Source organism: Pontibacillus salipaludis, assembly GCF_014642405.1.
Classification (GTDB): Bacteria; Bacillota; Bacilli; order Bacillales; family BH030062; genus Pontibacillus; species Pontibacillus salipaludis.
On sequence record NZ_BMIN01000004.1, the window covers coordinates 94,419 to 118,289 of the forward strand.

Annotated in this window: 25 protein-coding genes; 12 read left to right on the top strand and 13 right to left on the bottom strand. The window is 40.6% G+C overall.

Annotated features, from left to right (window positions below):
* Window positions 1–42 precede the first annotated feature (42 nt).
* Window positions 43–1,053 carry a potassium channel family protein gene (locus IEW76_RS06110; protein ID WP_188651903.1) on the top strand — a complete coding sequence of 337 codons (1,011 nt, stop codon included), beginning with the start codon at window positions 43–45 and terminating at the stop codon, window positions 1,051–1,053.
* On the opposite strand, the gene IEW76_RS06115 is transcribed toward IEW76_RS06110, so the two are convergent.
* Both IEW76_RS06115 and IEW76_RS06120 read right to left on the bottom strand, forming a co-directional pair.
* Complete coding sequence (locus tag IEW76_RS06115; protein WP_188651905.1) at window positions 1,042–1,446, bottom strand: YugN-like family protein; 405 nt, start codon at window positions 1,444–1,446, stop codon at window positions 1,042–1,044. The genes IEW76_RS06110 and IEW76_RS06115 overlap by 12 nt on opposite strands.
* A gap of 118 nt (window positions 1,447–1,564) precedes the next feature.
* On the bottom strand, window positions 1,565–2,845 hold the full coding sequence (locus IEW76_RS06120) for a GntP family permease (RefSeq protein WP_188651906.1): 1,281 nt from the start codon (window positions 2,843–2,845) through the stop codon (window positions 1,565–1,567).
* A gap of 303 nt (window positions 2,846–3,148) precedes the next feature.
* Between IEW76_RS06120 and IEW76_RS06125 the strand changes: the two genes are divergently transcribed.
* Entirely contained in the window at window positions 3,149–3,925 is a 777-nt protein-coding gene (locus IEW76_RS06125; protein ID WP_188651908.1) for a 3-hydroxybutyrate dehydrogenase, read from the top strand.
* A 480-nt stretch (window positions 3,926–4,405) separates the two neighbouring features.
* Here IEW76_RS06125 and IEW76_RS06130 read toward each other — a convergent pair whose 3' ends face one another.
* Both IEW76_RS06130 and IEW76_RS06135 read right to left on the bottom strand, forming a co-directional pair.
* On the bottom strand, window positions 4,406–5,758 hold the full coding sequence (locus tag IEW76_RS06130; RefSeq protein ID WP_188651910.1) for a glucose-6-phosphate isomerase: 1,353 nt from the start codon (window positions 5,756–5,758) through the stop codon (window positions 4,406–4,408).
* Window positions 5,759–5,921: 163 nt separating this feature from the next.
* Complete coding sequence (locus IEW76_RS06135) at window positions 5,922–7,088, bottom strand: iron-containing alcohol dehydrogenase (RefSeq protein ID WP_188651912.1); 1,167 nt, start codon at window positions 7,086–7,088, stop codon at window positions 5,922–5,924.
* A 276-nt stretch (window positions 7,089–7,364) separates the two neighbouring features.
* Here IEW76_RS06135 and IEW76_RS06140 point away from each other — a divergent pair, with 276 nt between their 5' ends.
* On the top strand, window positions 7,365–7,601 hold the full coding sequence (locus IEW76_RS06140; RefSeq protein WP_188651914.1) for a DUF378 domain-containing protein: 237 nt from the start codon (window positions 7,365–7,367) through the stop codon (window positions 7,599–7,601).
* A 109-nt stretch (window positions 7,602–7,710) separates the two neighbouring features.
* Here IEW76_RS06140 and yugI read toward each other — a convergent pair whose 3' ends face one another.
* Complete coding sequence (gene yugI / locus IEW76_RS06145) at window positions 7,711–8,115, bottom strand: S1 domain-containing post-transcriptional regulator GSP13 (protein ID WP_036782662.1); 405 nt, start codon at window positions 8,113–8,115, stop codon at window positions 7,711–7,713.
* Window positions 8,116–8,408: 293 nt separating this feature from the next.
* Between yugI and IEW76_RS06150 the strand changes: the two genes are divergently transcribed.
* From IEW76_RS06150 to map, 4 genes are all read left to right on the top strand, one after another.
* Window positions 8,409–8,765 (top strand): helix-turn-helix domain-containing protein, encoded by a 357-nt coding sequence (locus tag IEW76_RS06150; RefSeq protein ID WP_188651916.1) that lies wholly within the window; start codon window positions 8,409–8,411, stop codon window positions 8,763–8,765.
* A 259-nt stretch (window positions 8,766–9,024) separates the two neighbouring features.
* Entirely contained in the window at window positions 9,025–9,885 is an 861-nt protein-coding gene (locus IEW76_RS06155) for an alpha/beta fold hydrolase (protein WP_188651918.1), read from the top strand.
* Window positions 9,886–9,995: 110 nt separating this feature from the next.
* On the top strand, window positions 9,996–11,177 hold the full coding sequence (locus tag IEW76_RS06160) for a MalY/PatB family protein (RefSeq protein ID WP_188651920.1): 1,182 nt from the start codon (window positions 9,996–9,998) through the stop codon (window positions 11,175–11,177).
* 83 nt (window positions 11,178–11,260) lie between these two features.
* Window positions 11,261–12,013, top strand: coding sequence for a type I methionyl aminopeptidase (map, locus tag IEW76_RS06165; RefSeq protein ID WP_188651922.1), 753 nt, complete (start codon window positions 11,261–11,263; stop codon window positions 12,011–12,013).
* Window positions 12,014–12,061: 48 nt separating this feature from the next.
* On the opposite strand, the gene IEW76_RS06170 is transcribed toward map, so the two are convergent.
* On the bottom strand, window positions 12,062–12,646 hold the full coding sequence (locus tag IEW76_RS06170) for a superoxide dismutase family protein (RefSeq protein WP_188651925.1): 585 nt from the start codon (window positions 12,644–12,646) through the stop codon (window positions 12,062–12,064).
* A gap of 177 nt (window positions 12,647–12,823) precedes the next feature.
* Here IEW76_RS06170 and IEW76_RS06175 point away from each other — a divergent pair, with 177 nt between their 5' ends.
* A complete protein-coding gene (locus tag IEW76_RS06175) occupies window positions 12,824–13,306 on the top strand; it encodes a PCYCGC motif-containing (lipo)protein (RefSeq protein WP_188651927.1) in 483 nt (160 codons plus the stop codon).
* A 459-nt stretch (window positions 13,307–13,765) separates the two neighbouring features.
* On the opposite strand, the gene IEW76_RS06180 is transcribed toward IEW76_RS06175, so the two are convergent.
* Window positions 13,766–13,981, bottom strand: a complete 216-nt coding sequence (locus IEW76_RS06180) for a hypothetical protein (RefSeq protein WP_188651929.1) — start codon at window positions 13,979–13,981, stop codon at window positions 13,766–13,768.
* Between the two features lie 161 nt (window positions 13,982–14,142).
* Between IEW76_RS06180 and kapB the strand changes: the two genes are divergently transcribed.
* Window positions 14,143–14,523 carry a kinase-associated lipoprotein KapB gene (gene kapB, locus IEW76_RS06185; RefSeq protein WP_188651931.1) on the top strand — a complete coding sequence of 127 codons (381 nt, stop codon included), beginning with the start codon at window positions 14,143–14,145 and terminating at the stop codon, window positions 14,521–14,523.
* 42 nt (window positions 14,524–14,565) lie between these two features.
* Here kapB and IEW76_RS06190 read toward each other — a convergent pair whose 3' ends face one another.
* Together IEW76_RS06190 and IEW76_RS06195 are read right to left on the bottom strand one after the other, a co-directional pair.
* Window positions 14,566–15,741 (bottom strand): cation:proton antiporter, encoded by a 1,176-nt coding sequence (locus tag IEW76_RS06190; RefSeq protein ID WP_229721139.1) that lies wholly within the window; start codon window positions 15,739–15,741, stop codon window positions 14,566–14,568.
* A gap of 5 nt (window positions 15,742–15,746) precedes the next feature.
* Complete coding sequence (locus IEW76_RS06195) at window positions 15,747–16,235, bottom strand: cation:proton antiporter regulatory subunit (protein WP_188651935.1); 489 nt, start codon at window positions 16,233–16,235, stop codon at window positions 15,747–15,749.
* Window positions 16,236–16,496: 261 nt separating this feature from the next.
* Here IEW76_RS06195 and deoD point away from each other — a divergent pair, with 261 nt between their 5' ends.
* Together deoD and IEW76_RS06205 are read left to right on the top strand one after the other, a co-directional pair.
* Window positions 16,497–17,204, top strand: coding sequence for a purine-nucleoside phosphorylase (deoD, locus tag IEW76_RS06200; RefSeq protein ID WP_188651937.1), 708 nt, complete (start codon window positions 16,497–16,499; stop codon window positions 17,202–17,204).
* 680 nt (window positions 17,205–17,884) lie between these two features.
* Entirely contained in the window at window positions 17,885–18,259 is a 375-nt protein-coding gene (locus tag IEW76_RS06205) for a YuzC family spore coat inner layer protein (RefSeq protein WP_188651939.1), read from the top strand.
* A 158-nt stretch (window positions 18,260–18,417) separates the two neighbouring features.
* Here IEW76_RS06205 and IEW76_RS06210 read toward each other — a convergent pair whose 3' ends face one another.
* The gene (locus tag IEW76_RS06210; RefSeq protein ID WP_188651941.1) at window positions 18,418–19,908 is read right to left on the bottom strand and encodes a leucyl aminopeptidase; all 1,491 of its coding nucleotides are present in this window, start codon (window positions 19,906–19,908) and stop codon (window positions 18,418–18,420) included.
* A gap of 325 nt (window positions 19,909–20,233) precedes the next feature.
* On the opposite strand from IEW76_RS06210, the gene IEW76_RS06215 reads away from it, so the two are divergent.
* A complete protein-coding gene (locus IEW76_RS06215) occupies window positions 20,234–20,710 on the top strand; it encodes a divergent PAP2 family protein (RefSeq protein WP_188651943.1) in 477 nt (158 codons plus the stop codon).
* Between the two features lie 199 nt (window positions 20,711–20,909).
* Here IEW76_RS06215 and spsC read toward each other — a convergent pair whose 3' ends face one another.
* From spsC to IEW76_RS06230, 3 genes are all read right to left on the bottom strand, one after another.
* Window positions 20,910–21,596 (bottom strand): stationary phase survival protein SpsC, encoded by a 687-nt coding sequence (gene spsC, locus IEW76_RS06220; protein ID WP_229721140.1) that lies wholly within the window; start codon window positions 21,594–21,596, stop codon window positions 20,910–20,912.
* A 545-nt stretch (window positions 21,597–22,141) separates the two neighbouring features.
* Complete coding sequence (locus IEW76_RS06225; protein WP_308422051.1) at window positions 22,142–22,459, bottom strand: YuiB family protein; 318 nt, start codon at window positions 22,457–22,459, stop codon at window positions 22,142–22,144.
* Window positions 22,460–22,629: 170 nt separating this feature from the next.
* Window positions 22,630–23,853 (bottom strand): NAD(P)/FAD-dependent oxidoreductase, encoded by a 1,224-nt coding sequence (locus IEW76_RS06230; RefSeq protein WP_188651947.1) that lies wholly within the window; start codon window positions 23,851–23,853, stop codon window positions 22,630–22,632.
* Window positions 23,854–23,871: the final 18 nt, after the last annotated feature.

Sequence of the window (23,871 nt, forward strand, 5' to 3'; positions counted from 1 at the left end):
AATGGTGTCAGGGCATACTGGTAGAAAAAACGGAGGTTTCAGATGAAGGTTCATTTACACCAAGCCATTCAATGGTATTTCAGAACTCCAGTCTTCCTACGCCTGTTTCTGACTGTAGCCTTTTTTATGATCTTCTTTGGGGCTGTCATCCATTGGGTGGAACCTGATGCCTTTCCAACCATTTTTGACGGGATTTGGTGGGCAGTTATTACAGGCTCTACCGTCGGATACGGAGACTACGTTCCATTATCGACTTTTGGCAGAGTGATTGGCATATTTCTCATAATTGCCGGCGGGGGTCTTGTTACCTTTTATATGGCAACAGTATCTGCATCTACTGTCAAATATGAACGAAACCTCTCAGAGGGGAAAGTAGATTATAGAGGAAGCAATCACATTATTATCGTTGGCTGGAATGAAAGAACGAAACAATTACTCAATATGATTACAGATTATATAGATGAGGAGAATATCGTACTGATTGATAAATCATTAGATCAATTAGGGTATCAGGAATATAAGCTGCATTATGTTAATGGAGATGCTTCTGAAGACAAAACACTGAAGAAAGCACGCATATCAGATGCACGCTGCATGATTATCACGTCAGACCCATCTAAAGAAGAGCACCAGGCCGACCAAATCAGCATTCTTACAACCGTAGCAGCAAGGGGCATGAATCCTGACCTATTTATCATCACAGAGATTTTGTTAAAGAATCAAGTGACCAACGCAAGAAGAGCCGGAGCTGACACGGTCATACGTTCAAATGATTTCATGAGTACATTGTTTTTCCATGAATTATACCGTGAAGCACATATTAAACCATTCGATACACTTGTAGCCCAACTTTCCTCTCAGCAATATAAACAAATAACTGTTCCAGATGAAATGGTAGGAGAAACCTTTAAGTACTGTGCTTTATCCTTTTTAGAACAAGAAGAATTACTGTTAGGAATGGAACAAAACGGAGAGCTTTATATTAACCCTCCGTCTCAATCCATTTTAAAAAAGGAAGATCACCTAATCGTCCTCTCGAATTTAAGTGAGTAAAATCCGATCTAATTCTTCTACAAGCTCTTTCCCAGTATCGATATATTCTTCAGGGAATTCTGCGTCAGGGTCTTGAGGTTCTGAGAATTGGTCAAATGATGCACTGAAGTTCCCAACATGCACATTGTCGTCTAGACCTCTTTGATATTTATGAGACAGTAAATAGGGCTCACCAAGCCTCACTGTAACCTCTTTATCGTCTAGCTGGCCATTTACTACAGAAAAGGGAACTCGCAAAAACTGATAACCCACCTCGTCAGAAATCTTATAATCAAACGAGCCATGGTCATAATCCCAGTTACCACCGATATCATAGCCACGGGGCTTTAGTTTCTGCTCAAGATCAAATAACGAAAAGACTTGCCCTTGTATCCCAGAAGGAATCGGAATCATTTTATCCCGCCTTTCTTTTTTCTTAGCTTACCCCAACCCAATCAGCCGATATGCACAGAAGAGATGAATAAAAAACGGCACCCTATTCAATAGGGTGCCGTTTCATCTTTTGTGCGATTTATACAATACCTACATAAGACATAAGAATACCTACTACGGTTGCGATAAATGGAATGAGTAGTCCTACAAAGAAAATATCCTTATAAGAATCTTTGTGCGTCATTCCCGTAATAGCAAAGACTGTTAGAAGAGCACCATTGTGAGGCAAAATAGACGCCCCAGAAGCTAATGCTGTAACGCGGTGTAAAATCTCAGGATTTAACCCCATATCTAACGCTTGCTGATAGTATTCTGATCCAAGGGCATTTAGCGTGATGTTCATACCACCTGAAGCTGATCCTGTAATCATAGCCAGAACTTGTGTAGACAATGCATCAGAAATGGTGAGACCACCTTTGATATTTAATAATGCCTCTTTAATAGCAGGGAATGCAGGAGCATTCTTTACGACAGCACCAAAACCAACAGCAGCGCCTGTATTTACAACAGCGGTAACCGCTCCTTTAGCACCATCATTCATAGCACCTGTAAACTTCTTGAAAGATTTAAAATTCAGTATAAATGTAAGAACAATTCCGATTAAAAGTGCGCTTAGCATTTCTAAATTCAGTACGTTTATAGAGATCACAACAGCTAGAAGGGGTAAGAAAGAAAGGAAAACGTTTGGATCCTTGCCTTCCTCTTCTTTCTTTTCCTCACCACCTGGCTCCGTAAATCCCTCACCTGCTTTAGTTAACTTGTTCGCACGGTAAGACAGATAGAAATATCCCCCTACAGCCATAATAAGACCTGTTACAATCCCCATAATCGGAGCTGCCATCATGGTCGTATTAAAGAACTGTGTCGGGATATAGTTTTGCACTTGTGCTGTTCCCGGTAATGCCGTCATCGTAAATGTGAAAGCTCCAAGAACAATCGTTCCGGGTATTACTTTACGGCTAATGTTAGCCTCCCTAAATAAATTCAATGCTAAAGGATACATAACAAAAACAACAACGAAAAGACTAACTCCTCCGTATGTAAGAATCGCAGCACCTAAAAGCACTCCTAAAATAGCTCTCTCTTTTCCGACGATCTTAGAGAGAAACGAAGCTACCGTTCTCGCGCTTCCAGTAACCTCCATCAATTTCCCGAATACAGCACCAAATAGGAACACCGGGAAGAAATCTCTTGCAAATGACGCAAATCCAGACATAAAGTCAGATGTAAAAGCTGAGTAAATATCCATGCCAGAAAGTAATGCGACGATAGCTGCTGCCACAGGAGCAATCCATAAAATAGACCAACCTAAGTACGCCATTACCATTAGGGCAATTAAACCTACAATAATTGCAATCACGCTTTCGACCTCCTCTTTCATTTTTTGTTAATTTTTTTAGATATAATTCCATAAAAAATCAATATAGAGAATTACCCCATATTACTCCAAGATAATCCTAAATCCTATTAAGGCCTTATTTCCAACGATATGCTTCAATCTCAAACATTCTTTTTCTTGCTAAAATAAAGAAAATTTTGCGTATTCTCATGTTAATCAAAATTTTTGAGTTACTCATGCAACTACCTTATACTTTCTTTAGGTCGTAAAAGGACGATCATTCTAATGAATATAAAAACACATTGAATTGGGGAGGAAATAATCATGGTCGAAAACCAAGTAGTATTTATTACAGGAGCCGCACGCGGTATTGGTTACGAAATCGGGGAAACATTTGCTGAAAATGGAGCAAAAGTTGTACTTTCTGATGTAAATGATGAAGGTGTACAAGAAGCAGCAAAATCCCTTACAGAAAAAGGGTTAAACGCGATTGGCGTAAAAGCTGACGTAACAAGTGAAGAAGAAATTGAAGCTGCTATCGATAAGGCTGTTGAAACTTACGGTCGCCTTGACGTTCTTATTAATAACGCAGGCCTTCAACACGTCTCTCCAATCGAAGAATTTCCAACAGACAAATTCCGTTTAATGCAAGATATTATGCTTACAGCACCATTTATCGCTACGAAAAAAGTATTTCCAATTATGAAAGAACAAGGTTACGGCCGTATTCTAAATATGGCTTCCATCAATGGACTAATTGGCTTTAGTGGCAAAGCGGCATATAACAGTGCTAAACACGGTGTAATTGGCTTATCTAAAGTCTCTGCCCTAGAAGGCGCAGAACACGGCATCACAGTAAACGCCATTGCTCCAGGCTATGTAGACACACCTCTTGTAAGGGGTCAAATGGAAGACCTTGCGAAATCACGTGGCGTAGAATTAGAAAAAGTATTAGAAGAAGTCATCTATCCTCTTGTTCCACAAAAACGCCTTCTACAAGTAGAGGAAATTGCAGACTACGCAATGTTCTTATCTAGTGAAAAAGCGAAAAGTGTAACAGGACAAGCGATTGTCATTGACGGCGGGTATACAGCTCAGTAACTCTCTGCTATCTATAGAAAAGGAGGATCCTCAATCGGATCCTCCTTTTTTATTTATGAAATATCTCTCGTCCAATTAGTCAACTTGATCTAGTACGATCTAACTTGAGACTCGCAGCAACCTTCCAGCATACACTTGAGCCGCTTTTGATGAATCTTAAGTCGATTCCCCTTCAACTAGAGTCAGAATTACCTAACTTGAGTCACCTCCTCTTAACTTGAGCTGGATTTCGAACGACTTGAGTCAATGTTGCCGAATGTTGAGCCAGTTCACCACCTGCTTGAGCCACTTCCCACTAACTAGAGCCGCTTCCTCCTCTACTCGAGCCCTCTTATCCCCCACTTAATTCAATCCCCAACCTTGCGCCCTTCCTTCCACGACTTGAGCTAATAAGCTCCCTCCACACCCTACACCTATTTCCACCAACAAAAAAAACGAGCACCCTAAAAAGGTGCTCGTTCTCAACTTCATCATTTTATCTTATTTGTTCAAGCGATTTTCTAATTCTGCTTTTTGAGCTTCGAAACCTGGCTTACCTAGTAAAGCGAACATGTTCTTCTTATAAGCTTCTACTCCTGGTTGGTCAAATGGATTAACACCCAGTAGGTAACCACTAATTGCACAAGCTTTTTCGAAGAAGTAAACCATGTAACCGAATGTATATGCATCTAATTTCGGTACATGCACGATTAAGTTCGGTACTTGACCATCTGTGTGAGCAAGCATAGTACCTTCATAAGCTTTCTCGTTTACAAAGTCAATTGTCTCTCCTGCAAGGTAGTTCAAACCATCCAGGTTCTGCTCATCTTCTTTAATCGTCACATCACTCTTTGGTTCTTCAACATGAAGAACGGTCTCAAACAAGTCACGGCGACCATCTTGAACATATTGTCCCATTGAGTGAAGATCAGTCGAGAAGTTCGCGGAAGATGGGAAAATTCCTTTTTGGTCTTTTCCTTCACTCTCTCCAAATAATTGCTTCCACCACTCAGCAAAGTATTGAAGTGCTGGTTCATAGTTTACAAGCATCTCAATCGTCTTACCTTTGCTATAAAGAGCATTACGTACTGCTGCATATTGGTAAGCTGGGTTCTTCTCAAGATCCTCTTCACTTAACTGTTGTTGGGCAAGTTGAGCACCCTCCATCATTTCTTGTATGTTAATGCCACTTGCAGCAATAGGAAGAAGTCCAACAGCTGTAAGCACAGAGAAGCGTCCACCAACATCATCTGGGATGACGAAACTTTCATAACCCTCTTCAGATGCTAACGTTTTAAGTGCACCTTTTTGCTTATCTGTAGTCGCATATATACGCTTACGCGCTTCTTCTTTACCGTACTTGTTCTCCAAGAACTCACGGAAGATTCGGAAAGCAATAGCAGGTTCAGTTGTTGTACCACTCTTTGAAATAACGTTTATAGAAACGTCCTTGTCCTTGATTGCATCAAATAGGTCGTTAACGTAAGGAGCACTGATGCTGTTCCCTACGAAAAAGACTTGTGGTGTTTCACGCTGATCTTTAGACAGTTCATTATAAAACGAATGGTTTAGCATTTCCAAAGCCGCACGTGCACCGAGGTATGATCCTCCTATACCAACTACAAGTAATACATCAGAGTCTGATTTAATCTTGTCAGCCGCTTTTTGAATACGAGAGAATTCTTCTTTGTCATATTGTTCAGGAAGGTCTAACCAACCTAAGAAATCGTTTCCGGCACCTGTTTTATTGTGTAAAGAATGGTGTGCTAGCTTTACAGTTTCTTTTATATTCGTTAATTCATGTTCACCAAAGAACGGTAACGCTTTTTCATAATCAAAACGAATGTGAGTCATTATGTATCCCTCCAACTTATCTTTCTAAACTTCACTTTATCGAAACGCTTACAGCAAATCAAGCGCTCTCACCCATGTAAGCGAATACAGGGAGCAATTTTTATAAAAAATCATACAAAAGAAATAGAAAGCAGGCTGAGAACAGCCTGCTTTTGATTCATGCTTATAGAGACATTTCTAAAATAGCTTTCACATCTTCGTCATGAAGTTCTTTGAAGTTACCAAACGGACCACGCTTCATTGCACGATCTACGATAAGATCAAGTTGATCATTACCAATATCGTAGTCAGCAAGACGTTCCGGCGCACCTAGAGATGTCCAGAATTCACGAAGTTTATCGATACCTTCAAGCGCAACTGTTCGGTCATCTTTGCCTTCTGGATCCACTTCAAAGACGCGCACAGCTAGTTGCTTAAAGCGATCTACATTGTGGTCTACGTTATGCTTCATCCAGTTAGGGAATAGAATCGCAAGTCCGCCTGCGTGCGGGATATCATAGACAGCAGAAACGGCATGCTCAATATTGTGAGTTGCCCAGTCGCCACGGTAACCCATTTGAAGCATACCATTTAAAGCGATTGTTCCAGCATAAAGAATCGTTTCACGATGCTCATAAGACTCAAGGTCTTCTAACAACTTCGGTGCTGTTTCAATAACCGTTTTTAAAACTCCTTCAGCCATGCGATCTTGTACAGGCGCATTTGTTGGCTGGTGGAAGTATTGTTCGAAAATGTGACTCATCATATCTACCATACCGTAAATCGTTTGATCGCGAGGAACGGTTAAGGTGTTAGTTGGATCTAGAATAGAGAACTTAGGATTTGTGAACGGTGGCGCACCCCAACCGTACTTTTCGTTTGTTTCCCAGTTCGTTATAACAGAACCAGCATTCATCTCAGAACCTGTTGCTGCTAATGTAAGAACGGTACCAAATTCAATCGCATCTTCAGGTGTCGCCTTACGCGTAACAAGATCCCATGGATCCCCATCGTATTTTGCCCCCGTTGCAATCGTTTTGGTAGCGTCAATTACACTGCCGCCCCCTACTGCAAGTAAGAAGTCTATATTATTTTCCTTAGCAAGCTGTACACCTTTCTTAACTGTAGCTAAGCGAGGGTTGGGTTCAACACCTGCTAATTCTGTAATCGTTACATTCATATCGTTTAATTTATTAACAACCTGATCATATAAACCATTCTTTTTGATACTGCCGCCACCATAAACAAGTAGCACATTTTTTACATCGGAAGGGATTTCCTCTGATAATTTTTCTAATTGATCTTTACCAAAGATTAATTTTGTCGGATTGTGAAATACAAACTGTTCCATGTTGGTAAATTCCCCTTTCAGAATTAAGTCCAGTGTCTATTATGTCCAACATAATCCCAAAGATCAAAAAATCAGCTTAGAATCATAATTCAGTTCATTCCTTCTCACCCGCGCAACCGATTAATGAAAAGCCCGATCAGCTTTCAAAAATTCTTATTAAAAAAATCCACTTCAAAACCTTAAGCTCCCTTTTATACCTAACATTTTTGTATACTTCATCAAAAACTACAAAAGCTACTACAGAATCATATTCAAATTATGAAGGAGGAATAGATCATGAGTACTCTACAACGTATTGCTTTGTTGTTAGTAATCATTGGAGCTGTAAACTGGGGACTTATTGGATTGTTTCAGTTCGATTTAGTGGCAGCTTTATTTGGAGGCGGCGAACAGAGCGGCGCATTTGCACGTGTGATCTATACACTTGTAGGAATTAGTGGTCTTATTAGCCTGAGCTTACTATTCAAACCAAGTGAAGAAATGGCTGATCGCACTGAACCAGAGACTGAATAATTACTTTGTTTAAGGTCAGAGAGGATAATGACACTGCTAAGAGCTTTTCATTATGCTGATGACAACATAAAAAAGAGGCTGCCCTATATAGGGCAGCCTCTTTTCGTTATTACTTACGGAAAGTATTTTCGCGCTCTTTAGACTGGTTAATCCACTCGTCAAGCTTATCCTTAAGCGTGTTGAAGCCAGCTGGTGTACCTTCTTCTTGTTGAACAGCAGCTTGTTGCTTTTGCTGTTGAGGCTTACGCTGTGGTTGCTTCTCTTGCTTAGGAGCTTCTTGAGTCGCACGGATTGATAAAGAATACTTACCTTTTTCTTCATCGATGTTTAGGATTTTTACATTTACTTTGTCACCAACGTTTAGGTGCTCGTTAATGTCTTTAACGAAACCATGAGTAACCTCAGAAATGTGTACTAAACCTTGTACTTCTTCGTCTAAAGCAACGAATGCACCATATGGTTGAATGCCTGTTACTTTACCTTCCAATACTTGACCTGTTTCGAACTTTGCCATTGCTATACAACTCCCGATCTGTTTATATTCGTTTTAATTTCACGCAATATATGATTATAGCACAAGACCTCGTTTTTCGCAAAAGGAAGTCGCACTTAAATCCTATTAAATCAACATCTACGAGCTCTCCCAACACAAGGGTTTTAAAAGGCGCAATACGTTCCTTAAATTATAAGATATATTGAATTTAAAGTTTCAAAATGTTGTTACATATACGGATTATTTTAGAATTTATGTATGATAAGATAAAGGGAGTATACTACATTTTGGAAAAGGGATAAGGAGGCGTTCTAATGAGTTTAGGTAAACAAATTCGCACTCAACGTGAACAACTAGGTCTCTCTTTAGAAGACTTTGCTTTCCGCGTTCGAACTGGACAACAAACAATGGAAAGAATTGAAAATGACGAACACACCCCTGAATTACAAACGATCCTGAGAATATCCACTGTTCTTGATATGCCTGCATCTGAATTGTTAGAGAGTACAAACACGGCAAACGAATCAGAAGTTGATGATGAATTAAAGAATTTAATTATGGAAGTTGGAGTAAAGCGAACAAAACTATTTCTTCGCCATGTAAAAGAGTTTACAGAAGACGATGTGTTAAAAGTTATGGAGATGCTAAAAGAAATTAAATATAAAAAATAAAAAAAATGTGGTTTAACATTACTTAAAAGCGGTAATATTGAGTTATGTAAGACTTTCTCGTATTCCCCCTGTGAGGCAAAGCGTACTCGGCGCTTTGCTTTTTTTTTTGCCTCTTGAATGAAACCCTCTCTTTCGTACAACCTAACCTCATGTACGTTTATATTCCAACCGACTCAAATGTTTAACCAATTATTTTAAAAGGAAAAAGCCTACTACTACTCATTTCCTTAGACAATCTAATGATGGAGGTTAATGGACAGTGAACGGATTACACATCCACGTAGATGATGAATGGCTAAAGCATAACGGAGTTAATATCGCCTACCAGCGTTACACCTCCCCATCCTCTGGCAGAAAACCGGCCCTTGTCTTTGTACACGGATTTTTATCTTCTAAGTTTTGCTACCGCTTTATGATACCAGAATTACTTGAACACTTTGATGTCTTTTCCTTCGACTATCCACCTTTTGGTAACAGTGACAAGAATTGGTCTTACAAATTTTCCTACTCAAACTTCGCACACATTATCATTGAATTAATGGACCAGCACAATATTCAGAAAGCCTCTATTGCCGGGCATTCAATGGGAGGTCAAGTTGCACTCACATGTAGCCATCTCTTCCCTGAACGAATCGATAAACTTATTCTCATGGCCCCGTCAACCTATATGAAAAAACTAGGTTTCTGGTTACAGCATGCTAGTCGATTACCTGTATTTCCTTTCCTGTTAAAACGGCACTTGTACAAGAAAGGAGTTTATCACTCTCTTCTTGATTGTGTACACGATCCCCACATGATCAATAAAGAGATGATTCAAGGATATATGAAGCCTTTTTTCAAAGAAGAGATATTCAGATGCCTTTCCAAAATGATTCGCGATCGAGAAGGAGACTTAGCATCTCAGTATTTAAGAGAAATTGAAGCAAGTTGTTTGGTATTCTGGGGAAAAGAAGATAAGGTCCTACCTGTTTCACTCGGGTATCGATTGGTAAAAGATTTGCCGTCAGCTGAACTAGAAGTTTTCGAACAAAGCGGGCATTTACTTCCAGAAGAAGTTCCATCTGTGTTAACTGAAAAGATTAAACAATTCTGTTTACCAACAAGGCAAGCGACCTCTTAAAGGGTCGCTTATTCTTTTTCTCTCTTTTTTCTCATACGGATTGTTTCGTTTTTACGGGAATTTTTTGTATCATACTAATAGAAATGGATCTATATTAGGAGGGGAACAATATGACATTCAATGAAGTTGTAGATAGACGAAACACGCGCTCTGTTAAATGGGACCTTACAGAGCAACTTTTTAAAGATAAAGAAATCCTGCCTATGTGGGTAGCTGACATGGACTTTCAAACACCAAAACCTGTTGTAGATGCTCTCGTTGATCGCGCTAGTCACGGAATATTTGGTTACACAGTTACAGATGAAGCGATCCATTCGATTATAAAAGGATGGCTTTCTAAAAAACACAATTGGGAAATCAACACCGATTGGCTTTCTTATAGCCCAGGCGTTGTTCCTTCTCTTCACACAAGTGTAGAGGCACTTACAGAACCAGGAGATTCAATTTTAATTCAGACACCTGTTTATCCTCCGTTCTATGATGTTATAAAAAAACATGATCGAAATATAGTTACAAGCTCTCTTCAACTACAGGATGGACGATATGAAATCGACTTCGAGGATTTTGAAGAGAAGATTCAAAACGTGAAGGCTTTTATACTCTGCAACCCTCATAATCCAGTAGGCCGAGTATGGACAGAAGATGAATTACAACGAATGGCTGACCTTTGTGTCAAACACGATGTCCTCATTTTTTCTGATGAAATTCACGCTGACCTGGTATATGCCGGGCACAAACATATACCAATCGCTTCTTTATCGGATGAGGTAGCACATAGAACGACAACCTACTTCTCACCAACGAAGACGTTTAACATTGCTGGCCTACAAGCATCCTATATTGTAACTCCTGATGAAGATATGAAGAAGAAGATTGATGCTCAGTTTGGCCTTCAAGGACTTAATATGCTAAACACCATGGGAGTAACAGCCATCGAAGCTTCATACGAACATGGTGAGGAATGGCTAAATGAGCTGGTTGAAGTGTTGGATGCAAATAAAGACCAGCTGATGAAACGAGTTCATGAAGAAACAAATCAGATTCAAATTATTGAGCCTGAGGGAACCTACCTTGTTTGGATGGATTGTCGGGGGCTTGGTCTTTCACATAATGAGTTAAAAGAATTTATGAGAACGAAAGCTAAAGTTGGTCTAAATGATGGCGCATCTTTCGGAAAAGAAGGCGAAGGATTTATGCGTATCAATATTGCTACACCTCCCCAAACCTTGAACGAAGGAATCGATCGAATTGTTCAAGCAGTGAAGAACCAAAACGAGACTGATTCGAATTAAATCGCAATCCATGGTATCGTTATGGGTAGGTCTCATAAGATAGTAGCAAGACCCTTTCAGTTCTAGAAGGTAAGGTGAGAAACATGATTAATCGTAAAAGTAAGCGAGAAATTGAGTTGATGCACGAAGCCGGAAAACTGCTGGCATCTGCACACAAAGAAATTGCCAAAATGATCAAACCTGGTGTAACGACAATGGAGATCGAGAACTTCGTTGATCATTACTTGGCTAAACATGGTGCTACACCAGAACAAAAAGGCTACCAGGGCTATGAATTTGCCACTTGTGCATCCATTAATGATGAAATTTGTCACGGCTTCCCTCGTAAAGAAGCACTAAAAAACGGCGATATCGTGACAATCGATATGGTTGTAAACCTAAATGGCGCCCTTGCCGACTCTGCTTGGACATATGCAGTCGGAGAAGTTTCAGAAGAAACACAACGTCTTGTAGATGTTACGAAAACAGCTCTCTATAAATCAATTGAGCAGTGTCAGGTTGGTAAACGCTTAGGTGATATTGGTCACGCCATCCAATCTTACGTAGAAGGTGAAGGCTATTCCGTAGTACGTGACTTCACAGGACACGGTATAGGAAATTCTATTCACGAAGAACCAAACATTCTTCATTACGGAGAAGCGGGGAAAGGCCAGCGCCTGAAAGAAGGCATGGTGATTACAGTTGAACCAATGGTGAATACAGGTACTTGGCACTCTCAGATGGATGAGAATGGATGGACAGCTCGAACTACAGATAAAGGGTTATCCGCTCAATTCGAGCACACAATCGCCATTACAAAAGAAGGACCCATGGTATTAACAGAACAAGATATCTAATAAAAAAGGCTGCCTCATATGAGGCAGCCTTTTTCTTATGATCGTTCTTTATTCCTTCTCTTCCTCTCCCACATCTTCTGAAGGATCAGATGGAGGGTTCTTATTAGCTGCTTCTTCTAGCTGAATCACACCACATGCAACCCTGTCTCCCGCATCACCAGCAGGCTGAGTCAGACCATCATCCACACCTTCATGAATGACTAATGAGGTCCCTTCATCTTTCAGTAAAGACATTTTTCCATCCATTAGCGTTGCCCCTTGGACTGCAAGTTCTGCATTTACTTTTCCAGATGAATCCGCCTCAACATTAGGCATATCTCCTAAATGAGTTCCCTTCGGATTCATTGCTCCATGTTCTTTATTGTCAGGATTTAAGTGATTACCTGCTGATTTAAAGTCAGGCCCCTCACATACCGGGTACTCATGAACGTGTATGCCATGAAGCCCAGGAGTTAGACCCGTTAACGATAACTTAATAGCTACAGAATCATTTTCTTCTGATAATTTAGCCGTCCCTAATGCATCCCCTGCAGGATTATACATCTCTATTTCAAAGGATGAACGATTTTGACTGGAACACCCTGCTACAAATAAAGCAAGCGCGAAGATTGCGCCAAGTTTCCCTACTCTCATGTTACCTCTTCCTTTCAAGCATACTTACTATACAGTGTTGACTAGTTCTAATCGTTTTAATCCTGATCCTCATCCTCAGTCTTACTCTATTCTTGTCTTTTCTGTGAAGCCAATTGAACTCCCTATATGAAAGCGGTAAACTAGAGAAAAATAAAGGTTATTGAAGGAGAAAATGGCATGCGTAAAATTTCCATGGTCTTCATTGGACTATTGCTAATGAGTATAGGGTTAACCGGATGCGGAAATGAGGAGAGCAACCATGATAAAGGGGATCACCAGGTTGTTATGGGTGACATTCAGGAAACTACAGTTAGTAAGGAAGCTTTACCTTCTTTCCTAGATGAAAAACACGAGGACATCAAGACCATCTATCAAGGAGCCGCTCAACATCAAGATTTACTTGAACAAATGCCTTGTTACTGTGGATGCGGCGAAAGCGTCGGACATATGAACAATTACGATTGCTTCATTCATGACCAAGATGAACAATCGATCGTATGGGATGACCATGGTACGAAATGTAACGTTTGCCTTGAGATCGCAGCTAAAGCGATGATCGAGTATAGCAAGGGAGAGTCTGTTGAAGATATACGCTCCATGATTGATGAGACCTACAAGGAAGGCTATGCGAAACCAACCCCAACACCTCCAGTTTCCTAACAAGCTCTTCCATATAAAGCCCCCTTATATGGAAGACTTAAAACTATGATAGTGATGTTTTGCGATAGATGGAGGGAGGGAGGTTTCCGTCAGCTTTAATGGAGCGTAACGGAAACACGCCATATATGGGAGTGGGTGCTTAAGCACCAGAGTTGAATGAGGTGCGTTCACTACCTATGGGCAGGGCTTGCTCGGGGACTGCGGGACTCCCGCGGGATAAGGAGCCTATCCAGCTCCCCGTAGGAAAGCGAGTTGTCCCCGAGAAAGCCAAAGCACTTTTACAGCAACGGACCTAGCCCCCTCAAATGTCTCAACTTCTAGCATTCAACATTTCTATCCTAATCTTAAACAATTATAAGGACAATCGAGGGGAAGGGAATAAAAAATGAGCAGGGACCCTTTGGGATTCCTGCTCATTTTCATGCTAATTATTTTTTCACCTTTATCCAACACCGATTGTTACTTGCTGTCCTCATGTTCTCTGCCTTGTTGATCCTTGACAGGTGAGTACTCTACAGATTCACCAAATTCGTCCTTAGCTCTCTGCTCTTGCTTTTTATTTACATTTATAATCCATCTCATAACTACTACAGCACCAATAGCAAAGATTAACAGTGAGATGACAGCTGGGATATATTCTGTTTTGTCCTCAGGGAAATACAGAAATTCCATCATGATGCATGCACGTCCTTTATCATGTCATAAGTCCATTCATTACCTACGATGATAACGATTTCCTAATTCAATAGCAATAGATAATCTGTGACAATTCCTTTTCCTACTTCGATTTGATACCATGAAGAAAAGTGAATTTTTGAAAGTAGGAGGGAATCGATATGGCCGAATTTGAAACCGGATCAGTCGTAAAAGCTCATTACAAAACAGGGGTCTACGCCGGTGAAATCGTAGAAGACCGTGGTTCGATGTACTTAGTAAAAGTACTAGCTGTGTTAAAGCATCCTCAACAGGGTGACTTACATAACCCTGGCCAGACGGAAAATGTTTTTTTCCATCAACGAAAAGCGCTAAGCCAATATGAAAAAGCGAATGTATCCAAATCAGCCGTTCACTTATATGAAGATGAAGTACCCTCATACGAGGATTCACTAAAGCAGGCTCTAAATAACTTAAAAGAGAAACTAAATAAGAAAGATGATGATTTTTCAAAGCTTGCTTTACAACGAGTGGATGAGTTGGAGCACCAGTATTTCTCATAAGAATCCCTATAAAAAACGGCTCTTCTTAAAGAGCCGTTTTTACTATCCTGGAACTTTTAAATTCTTTTTCTTTTTCTTTGGTTTCCCGTAAATTAAGTTTGTAATTTGCGGGGCTCTTTCAAATAGCATCATCCCTATGAAAGCTGCAATGACAATGTAAATCCCGCTAAACACTTTAATTACACCCGTTGCTAAAGCAGCAATAACTACAGAGAACTCTCCCCTTGAACAAATCGACAAACCAGCCCGAAACGATACCCTTTTTGAGAGACCATAGAGCCTTCCGCCGATCATACCCACAAGAATTTTGGCCACTAGTGACCATCCAATTAACGTTATGAGCAGACCTACTTTCGGAACTCCATCGCCAAATTCTATTGTCGTCCCAAAATATATAAAGAACAACGGAAGCATCAAATCTTTTACAGGAAGAACCGTTTGTTCAACACGCTCAATCTTACCGATTTCAGCAAGCATCATACCAGCCAGAAAAGCCCCTAATACCTCTGAAAGGCCTAAATATAGAGCAAGTCCCCCATAAGATAAAGCAATCCCGATTAATAGGGCAATCTTAAAGTCTTCATCATCAATCTTCTCAAGCAATTCTTCAAATCGTTTAAACAGTGTCTTCCCTAGAATAATGGCCCCTACTGTCAAGCCAATGATCTTCCCAACAAGAATAAGTAAGTCAACAGTTTGGAATTCTCCACCACTTGTAACACCCATTAGAACTGCTACAATGACTGGCGCTACTAAATCTTCAAAAATGAGAAGCGCGAGAATAAACTCTGTTTCCGAGTTCGCCATACGGCTTGTATCATCGAGTAATTTGGCTGTAATAGAGGAGCTTGTCGCATATGTAACGCCCCCAATTAAAAAGGATGTCAGAAGATCCAGTCCGAATCCTAAACAGATTAGTAAAGAGATGCCCAAACTTAAAGCAACGTCTAACAAACCTGCCGGCCAGATCTTCTTGGCGATCCCACCTAACCGCTTGATGTTGAATTCTAGCCCTAAAAGAAAGAACAGCAACACAATTCCAATCTCACTCGCAAAATGTAATATTTCATTACCATGAATGGCGTCTGCAAGGACAATACCCAATAAAATATATAAAATCACATTTGGAAATTTGATCTTGATACTTAAAAAGCCAAGCCAAAAAATGAGCAAAAGAACGAGCCCGGCTCCAAGCAAAGTGGGCACTTCAACATGCACAGGAATCATTCCTCCCCTTTACACAAAGCTGTTAGCGAAGAAATTTGATCTTTCTTTCCAATTGCCATCAACACATCTCCGGCCTGTAGCGTTGTATAAGCTTCAGGTATAGCGATGATATCGTCTCCTTTTACTAATCCAATAATAGTTGCCCCCGTCTTGTTACGGATTTCTGATTCTTCTATTGTCTTTTGAGTTAATGAGGAAGCAGCTCTTATTTCAATCCAATCCATCACAATTTGATTATTAAACATTTTCAGTTTATCTGCATCAACAGGTTGATAGGTTGCACCTAGCAACTGCGCACCAAGCTCCCTTGTTTCATCAGCTGTTAAATCCATTCCGAAATCAGCTTCATCACTATCCGCTTCTTCAAAAAAGTAGAGTTCTCGTTTGCCAGTGTGATGCACGATTAACACAAGTTGACTATCTTCAGCTGTTGTAAGTGATATCTTTTGGCCAATACCTGGTAGTTTAGAAATAGAGATATTCATTGCCGTAAAGCCCCTTTCCTATCTTCGCATCATTTCTATGGTGGATGAGAAGTATAAGCATAGTGTATTAGAACCCATTCTCTTTCGTGATAAAGAGAGGCTCCCTATTAGTTTTTCCATTTACCCTTTATTGTACCAAGAGATGATTGGAAAACCTAGCCACTATACAACTTCTTACTGAAATCGTTACCATTTGTTTTGTAACCACTCTTGTGGTACCTTTGAAACGTAAGAATTGAGAAACTAAGGAGGCATGATCCGATGAGTGTACATATTGGTGCAAACAAAGGAGATATAGCAGATAAAATCTTATTACCTGGCGACCCACTTCGCGCAAAGTATATCGCAGAGAACTTTTTAGAAGATGTAACTTGCTACAATGAGGTTCGTGGCATGTATGGTTACACAGGTACTTATAAAGGAGAACGTATATCTGTACAAGGTACAGGCATGGGTGTTCCATCAATCTCTATTTATGTAAATGAGCTAATACAAGAATATGATGTTCAGAAATTAATCCGCGTCGGTTCCTGCGGTGCCCTTCAGAAAGATGTAAAAGTACGCGACGTTATTTTAGCGTCTACTTCTTCTACAGATTCTCAAATGAACCGCATGACGTTTGGCGGCATAGATTATGCCCCTACAGCTGACTTTGGTTTATTGAAAGCTGCCTACGATGCTGGAGAGAAACAAGGCCTTGAACTTCGTGTTGGTAACGTCTTTACTAGTGATAGCTTCTATCGCGACAACGCAATGGAATTATTTGATCAACTAGCTAATTACAACGTATTGGCCGTTGAAATGGAAACGACAGCACTCTATACGCTTGCAGCGAAATACGATCGCCAGGCTCTTTCTGTTCTGACAGTAAGTGATCACATAATCACAGGCGAAGAAACGACTTCAGAAGAGCGTCAAACGACTTTCAATGAAATGATCGAAGTAGCTCTAGAAGCTGCTATCCAGTAATACCTTACAAAACCTGAATCCTAAATGGATTCAGGTTTTTTATTTTATTGGCTCTGTTAAAGTTTAATGTTGTTTCCTCATAACAAGCTTGGTCAAGTATAGGGCAGCAATCTTGAAGTCTCGAAGCTGAGAGACTGTTTTCGTTAACTTCAATTGAGCATAAGGTGGGCCTGGAAATCACTCGCTTTCCTGTGGGGAGCTGGTGAGCCTCCTCAGCCGGCACGCCGGCTTCCGGGGTCTCACCTAGGCTCTTCTGCCCACGGGAGTCTCGCAATTTCCAGGCCCACCTTTACCATATAAGGGTGAACGAAAACATGCTATATAGGGTGAGTCCCCCCTGATACGACCTACTGGGCCGTTCATCTCTTTAAAGCCGGGGCTTGCTCGGGGACTGCGAGACTCCCGCGGGGGAAGGAGCCTAGGGAAGACCCCGCAGAGAGCGAAAGCGAACGAGGAGGCTTCCCAGCTCCCCGCAGGAAAGCGAGTTGTCCCCGAGCAAGCCCAAGCACTCATAATCGTAACGGCCCTTCCCACACTAAAGTGTCTCAGCTTAGAGTCTTCTGTATAAGGGGGCTTGTTTATCGTTAAAGGAGAACCACTCTACGAACAATTTATATAGAGAAAGCGCACAGATCCTCTTTCTTCTTCATATAGTGTTTGTGTGAAGAAGGAGGGTTTTTATGTATCGACATTCATATCCCTTGTGGATACCCTACGCTCCCCCCGTGTATGGATCATACCCTATACCACAATTTCGCCCCACCTATCCAGAAGTTGATCCTTCAACATTAACAGACTCAGCAAAAGCCTTTCAGTCACTTATGTCTGACGCACATATTATCATCGAAAAATTCGCCAGTTCTCCAAGCTTTTCTCAGAAGGTAATGAAAGCTGCTCAACAGTCTAATAAGGAGAAAGTAAAACAATTAATTCAAGGAACCGGCATTCAACATCCAATAGAAATACGCTACAACCCTGACGGCATTCACCTTACACTAACTGCTCAATCTCAAAATCAAGACTGCTGCAAAATGGAACTCGCTTTTCATTGGTAGAAGCGAGTTTCTATTTTACATATACTCCCCCCATTTCTAAGAAACAAGTGCCACCCTCCTATAATGGAGAAGTGGCACTTCTAATTTTTCTTATTTATAAGGATTAAGTTTTACAGAAGACGATATCACGCCAGAATAAACTCAAATGCTCCAAACTCTTATAAGTTCATAATATAGGTGGCTAATGTACGAGCCATAACACCTGTTGGACCTTTTGGGCCGAGGTCGTAAGCTGTTTCAGCCTGCGACGTACCTGCTATATCTAGGTGCACCCATGGTGTGGATTCTGCGAATTCGGCAAGGAAGGACCCAGCCATAATAGCATGACCTTTTCGACCCGGTGAATTGTTTAAGTCAGCAAGCTCACTTGAACGAACGCGCTGTTTATACATTTCGTTATACGGAAGTTGCCAAATAAGTTCATCTACTTGTTTGGATGCTGTATCAACCTTTTCATATAAATCGTCATTATTGGTCATAGCTCCCGTCATCGAGTCCCCAAGCGCTACTACGACTCCTCCTGTGAGGGTGGCTACGTCAATAATCCGGTCCGCTTTATGGTGCTTTGCGTACGTAATACCATCAGCCAAAGCTAAACGACCTTCTGCATCTGTGTTTAAGACTTCTATGGTTTTGCCACTTAAAGATGTGATAACATCGTCAGGTTTAAAGGCATTTCCACTAATCATATTGTCTGTAGATGGGATTACGGCGACGACATTTTGTTTAGGCTTTAACCGACCGACAATTTCCATCGCGCCTAAAACCGCTGCAGCTCCACCCATATCCCCTTTCATACCTACTATACCGTCTTTAGGCTTAATGGAGTATCCTCCTGTATCAAATGTAATCCCCTTCCCTACAAAGCCAACTACGTCTTCCCATTTTTCTTTACCTTGATACTTCAGGACAATCATTTTAGGAGGTTCTGTCGAGCCTTGGTTCACAGCTAAGAGTGCACCCATACCAAGACGCTCCATATCCTCTTTTTCTAATATTTCTTTTTCAAACCCATAATCCTCAGCCATAGATACAGCGTACTCCGCAAGATCTGTAGCGGTCAATAAGTTGCCAGGCAGCTGTACAAGGTGACGCGCTGTGTTAGCACCATGACCAAGTGCGTACCCCTTTTCTAGACTTCCTTTTAAGCTTGATTCTTGTTGATCGGATAAAAGCGTCACATGCTCCATTTTTGTAACAGGTTTCTTATTGGTTGTTTTATAATTCTCGAATTGGTAAGGAGCAATTACCATGGCTTCAGAAAGCACTTCAGCTGCCGCTTCCTCTGAAATTTGGTCTGTCTGAAAACTATTAAGCACAAATGTGGAATTAGACTGGCCGTCGGCTTGAAGTTGTTTGAAAAGTCGACCGAACGTTTTCTTAAGTTTCTGGGAAGTTAATTCCTTCTTCTTCCCAAGTCCTACAACATAAATACGCTTTGCAGTTGTTTGGTTTAACGTATACACCTTAGAAATTTTATTATAATCATTAGATAAATCCCCGTCTTTTATGTACTGGTCTAATGCTCCACCAAGAGCTTCATTTAGCTGTCCATATACGGGTTGGTGTTGTTTGTTCTCATGATAAAGTCCAAATATAAGCGCGTCCGTTTCTGAAAATAATGCTGTTGTTGGTTGTATTGTAAACATTGCATCCACCTCCAGTTCCATTATACAAAAAATATCGACTATTGAGTAAATTCCCGTTTATTCAATTTTTCTCTTTCCTAAACGGTATATCATGGCCCCTTTCGTACAAGACTTAAAATAATGGATATGTTATAATATTGAAACATTCAAAATTAGAAGATAAGAGAACTTTTCTCTTTTCCACCTTCTTTACAACCTTTTACACAAAATTTACAACCCACTTTAGCCCTATTCAACTGTCTAGTTTAGAATCATGGTAAAATATAAAGTACTAAAAGAACTAATACATGAAAGTTTCAAAATGCAGAAAGGAAGGACTACACACATGGAGATCTTCAGCAACTTTCCTCTATGGGCATCGCTATTTGCAATTGTCTTCGCCCAACTCGTTAAAATTCCAATACAATTCATCGCAATGAGAGAATTCAATCCAGGTCTCGCGTTTGCAACAGGAGGAATGCCAAGTAGTCACTCAGCTGCTGTAACAGCCCTTGCAACAGGGATTGGCTTACAAGAGGGCCTTGGCTCTAATATATTTGCATTGGCTTGTGTCTTTGCTATTATCGTAATGTTTGACTCTACAGGGGTAAGACGTCAAGCTGGTGAACAGGCGATTATGCTAAATCAACTGTTAAAAGACTTTTCTCACTTTGTTGAAGAAGCTCGTCTATGGAATTCAAAGGCAGAATACCAAAAACGCGAAGAATTGAAAGAGTTACTAGGCCATCAACCAATAGAAGTATTTTTTGGGGGGCTAACGGGAATCTTGTTAACAATCGTCCTACATACATTGCTTTTCTAAAAAGTTGATTTAAGATAGCTCAATTAAACTTTACGAACGATTACATACTCTATTGCCTTGATTCTCCTCAGGACAATAGAGTATTTTTATTAGGTCAGCCATCTTAATAGGACTGACCAGTTTACATTACATTGATATACATAAAAGAGCATAGAGTAATGACTCTATGCTCTTTGTTTGGGATGATCCCTTAACCAAATTATCCTTTATAATCTTGTCTAAATACTTGCAAGGCTTCATTATCGTTTAGCATCGCTAACGTTTCCTCACTCACTTGCCCCTCACCACGTTCAATGACGTACACGTCGACATGCTTTTTACCCCATTCTTCGTAGACATCTTTTACTGTTTCATAGTAAAGATCAATCCTATTTCCCTTAATGGCAGAACCTTTATCCGCTACAACACCAAATCCATAACCCGGAATGTATAGAATAGTCCCTAGTGGGTATACAGATAGATCAGCCGCTATTGTGGAATACATGTCACGTTTTACTTTAACACCTGAATAAGTAATCCCGTACGTAGGATGGGATGCGTCTTTCCCGGTTGACTCAACCCCAGCTGTATAACCAGTAGCCAAGACCGTTTCCTTTGGATATTGAGATAATTCAATCGCCTCTTCTATACTAGTCGGTCCCTCAACTTGCTGACTAGAAATATATCTTGTTTTCGCAGCGAAATAATTCACCCCTTTCTTAGCCAAGCTAATATCCCGAAAGTGTCCTTGCTCATATTCAGATTGATAATGGAATAACGAGTTCGTTTGATCTTGAAGCCAGTTTGATATTTCTTTAGCCGACACGTTCGTAATGGACATAAAAGTTGTACTAAGTGCACCAAAAAACAAAACTACCATCAGCATTCGTTTCATTGTTTTTTTCATTGTTTGTAAACACCTCTCTAGATGTCATCTTTTCCAAACAATTCAGTGATTATTCACAACAAACGAGCTTTCCGGTTTTTAGCTTTAGTTGAGTGTAAGGAGGGCCTGGAAACCACTCGCTTTCCTGTGGGGAGCTGGTGAGCCTCCTCAACCGGCAAAGCCGGTCTCCGGGGTCTCACCTAGGCTCTTCTGCCCACGGGAGTCTCGCAGTTTCCAGACCCACCTTTGCCAAATGTACAAAGACTCAAACGAGCCATATATGGGGTGTGGTGAGAGAGCACCTACAGTAAGCGGTCCGTTCACCTAATTCACATCAGGGCAAGCTTGGGGACTGCTAGACTCCCGCGGGATAAGGAGCCTAGGCAAGACCCCACAGAGAGCGATAGCGAACGAGGAGACTTGCCAGCTCTCCGCAGGAAAGCGAGTTGTCCCCAAGCCTGCCCTTCCACCACATAAGATAACGAACGTATCCTTACCTAAATGTCTCAGTTTTTAGTCTTCAAAAATTACTCCATAAAAAAACAAACAGGTATTAACCTGTTTGCTTAGAACATTTGATATCCTCTTACGCGTAGCATCCGTATTACAACCCCTGAGCAAATAGCACCTGCTAAGCCAGATGACAGGATAACCATGTCGATCACTTGCAGATTGACGAGATGACTCATAGCTGTTTCAAGTGACTCATTAAAGGCTGTGAAATAATTGAATGTTGAGATATTATCAACAATAAACACAATAATAATTGGATATAAAAAGGCGATCAGCCATGTTTTTCTTAACAACATATTCACTAGAAAGGAAATCCCAAAAAACAAAACAAAGAATAACAAAACAGATACAATAGCCTGAAAAATAAACACCGATGCTTCCTCCTGTCTGATCAATCTATCCACATACCCTATTGACCACGTAGTAAAACGGTTTCTTACCATATTTTATTATGTTCTATATAGAAAAACAAGCTATATCAGCAGAAAGAGAATCATAAAAAAAGCAAGGAAGAGTTCTCTTCCTTGCTTTTTACCTTTATTTATTTCGTGAAGATGTTAAATTTACCTTTTTTAAGAAGTAATCCAACTCCACCTAATTTAAGAAGGTAACGGTTATCGATAATCTTCTTCATAACAGAAGCTGTCCAACCGAATAGTTTCTTGTCACCAAATACCACGCCAATTGCTTGTCCTTCACCAAGAGAAGCAACCGTACCTTTTAGGTCTGGTTTAAACGTTTCAAGATTGTCTTCGCCGTTCACAACCTTTTTCACGTTACGAGCTGTTGTTTCAGCTTCCTGAATGGCAATCTGAGCTGTTGGAGGATAAGGGCGATCATTTTCAGGGTTCATAATTAAAGCACAATCCCCTACGATGAAGACATCATCATATCCGTTTGGACGAAGATCGTCACGAACAGGTACACGGCCACGGTTTGTTTCAAATCCAGCTTCTTCAACTAGAGAGTTACCGCGAACACCCGCTGCCCAAACAACTGTATTCGTTGGGATTTCTTCTTGCTGTTCGTCTTTCTCAACAAGAATTTTATGTTCTTCTACTTGTTTAATCATTGTACCTACCTTGAATTCAACGCCTTTTCCTTCAAGAAGGTTCATAGCATACTCTACAAGCTCTTCGTCGAAACCTGGAAGAACTGTTGGAGCAGCCTCTACGTTAATAATACGAACTTTCTCACGAGGAATGTCGTATTCTTTACATAGCTCTGGTACTTTGTTGGCAATTTCTCCGACAAATTCGATACCTGTGAAACCAGCACCACCAACAACAATGTTAAGCAAGTCTTGGCGCTCTTCTTTTTCATTGTTGTAGCGAGCAAAGTTGTACTCGATGTGCTCACGAATTAAGCGAGCAGAGTTAATGTTACTGATTGTAAATGCATGTTCTTTCAAACCTTCGATTCCAAATGTAGCAGCTTCGAATCCAAGTCCAATTACAAGATAATCATAAGTTAATTCGCCGTTCTCAAGTTGAACCTTTTTACTTGATGGATCAAGGCTTACTACTGTATCTTGAACGAAATTAACACGGTTAAAATTAATCACGTCACTGATTTTAATGCGTGTACGATCGTGGTGAAGCGTACCAGCAGCATTTTCGTGAAGCCAAGTTGTTTGGTAATGGTAATTATGTTTGTTCACTAACGTAATGTTCGCCTCATTAGAGCCCAACATCTTTTGCAGTTTAGCAGTCGTGATCATTCCGCCATACCCAGCACCAAGTACAACAATATTTGGTCTGTTCATACATATCACTTCCATTTA

What these genes read in the sequence shown, in the direction of transcription:
- IEW76_RS06110 (WP_188651903.1), top strand. Translation starts at nt 43, where the DNA reads ATGAAGGTTCATTTACACCAAGCCATTCAATGGTATTTCAGAACTCCA.
- IEW76_RS06115 (WP_188651905.1), bottom strand. Translation starts at nt 1,446, where the DNA reads ATGATTCCGATTCCTTCTGGGATACAAGGGCAAGTCTTTTCGTTATTT.
- IEW76_RS06125 (WP_188651908.1), top strand. Translation starts at nt 3,149, where the DNA reads ATGGTCGAAAACCAAGTAGTATTTATTACAGGAGCCGCACGCGGTATT.
- IEW76_RS06130 (WP_188651910.1), bottom strand. Translation starts at nt 5,758, where the DNA reads ATGACTCACATTCGTTTTGATTATGAAAAAGCGTTACCGTTCTTTGGT.
- IEW76_RS06135 (WP_188651912.1), bottom strand. Translation starts at nt 7,088, where the DNA reads ATGGAACAGTTTGTATTTCACAATCCGACAAAATTAATCTTTGGTAAA.
- IEW76_RS06140 (WP_188651914.1), top strand. Translation starts at nt 7,365, where the DNA reads ATGAGTACTCTACAACGTATTGCTTTGTTGTTAGTAATCATTGGAGCT.
- yugI (WP_036782662.1), bottom strand. Translation starts at nt 8,115, where the DNA reads ATGGCAAAGTTCGAAACAGGTCAAGTATTGGAAGGTAAAGTAACAGGC.
- IEW76_RS06150 (WP_188651916.1), top strand. Translation starts at nt 8,409, where the DNA reads ATGAGTTTAGGTAAACAAATTCGCACTCAACGTGAACAACTAGGTCTC.
- IEW76_RS06160 (WP_188651920.1), top strand. Translation starts at nt 9,996, where the DNA reads ATGACATTCAATGAAGTTGTAGATAGACGAAACACGCGCTCTGTTAAA.
- map (WP_188651922.1), top strand. Translation starts at nt 11,261, where the DNA reads ATGATTAATCGTAAAAGTAAGCGAGAAATTGAGTTGATGCACGAAGCC.
- IEW76_RS06170 (WP_188651925.1), bottom strand. Translation starts at nt 12,646, where the DNA reads ATGAGAGTAGGGAAACTTGGCGCAATCTTCGCGCTTGCTTTATTTGTA.
- IEW76_RS06175 (WP_188651927.1), top strand. Translation starts at nt 12,824, where the DNA reads ATGCGTAAAATTTCCATGGTCTTCATTGGACTATTGCTAATGAGTATA.
- IEW76_RS06180 (WP_188651929.1), bottom strand. Translation starts at nt 13,981, where the DNA reads ATGATGGAATTTCTGTATTTCCCTGAGGACAAAACAGAATATATCCCA.
- kapB (WP_188651931.1), top strand. Translation starts at nt 14,143, where the DNA reads ATGGCCGAATTTGAAACCGGATCAGTCGTAAAAGCTCATTACAAAACA.
- IEW76_RS06195 (WP_188651935.1), bottom strand. Translation starts at nt 16,235, where the DNA reads ATGAATATCTCTATTTCTAAACTACCAGGTATTGGCCAAAAGATATCA.
- deoD (WP_188651937.1), top strand. Translation starts at nt 16,497, where the DNA reads ATGAGTGTACATATTGGTGCAAACAAAGGAGATATAGCAGATAAAATC.
- IEW76_RS06205 (WP_188651939.1), top strand. Translation starts at nt 17,885, where the DNA reads ATGTATCGACATTCATATCCCTTGTGGATACCCTACGCTCCCCCCGTG.
- IEW76_RS06210 (WP_188651941.1), bottom strand. Translation starts at nt 19,908, where the DNA reads ATGTTTACAATACAACCAACAACAGCATTATTTTCAGAAACGGACGCG.
- IEW76_RS06215 (WP_188651943.1), top strand. Translation starts at nt 20,234, where the DNA reads ATGGAGATCTTCAGCAACTTTCCTCTATGGGCATCGCTATTTGCAATT.
- spsC (WP_229721140.1), bottom strand. Translation starts at nt 21,596, where the DNA reads ATGAAAAAAACAATGAAACGAATGCTGATGGTAGTTTTGTTTTTTGGT.
- IEW76_RS06230 (WP_188651947.1), bottom strand. Translation starts at nt 23,853, where the DNA reads ATGAACAGACCAAATATTGTTGTACTTGGTGCTGGGTATGGCGGAATG.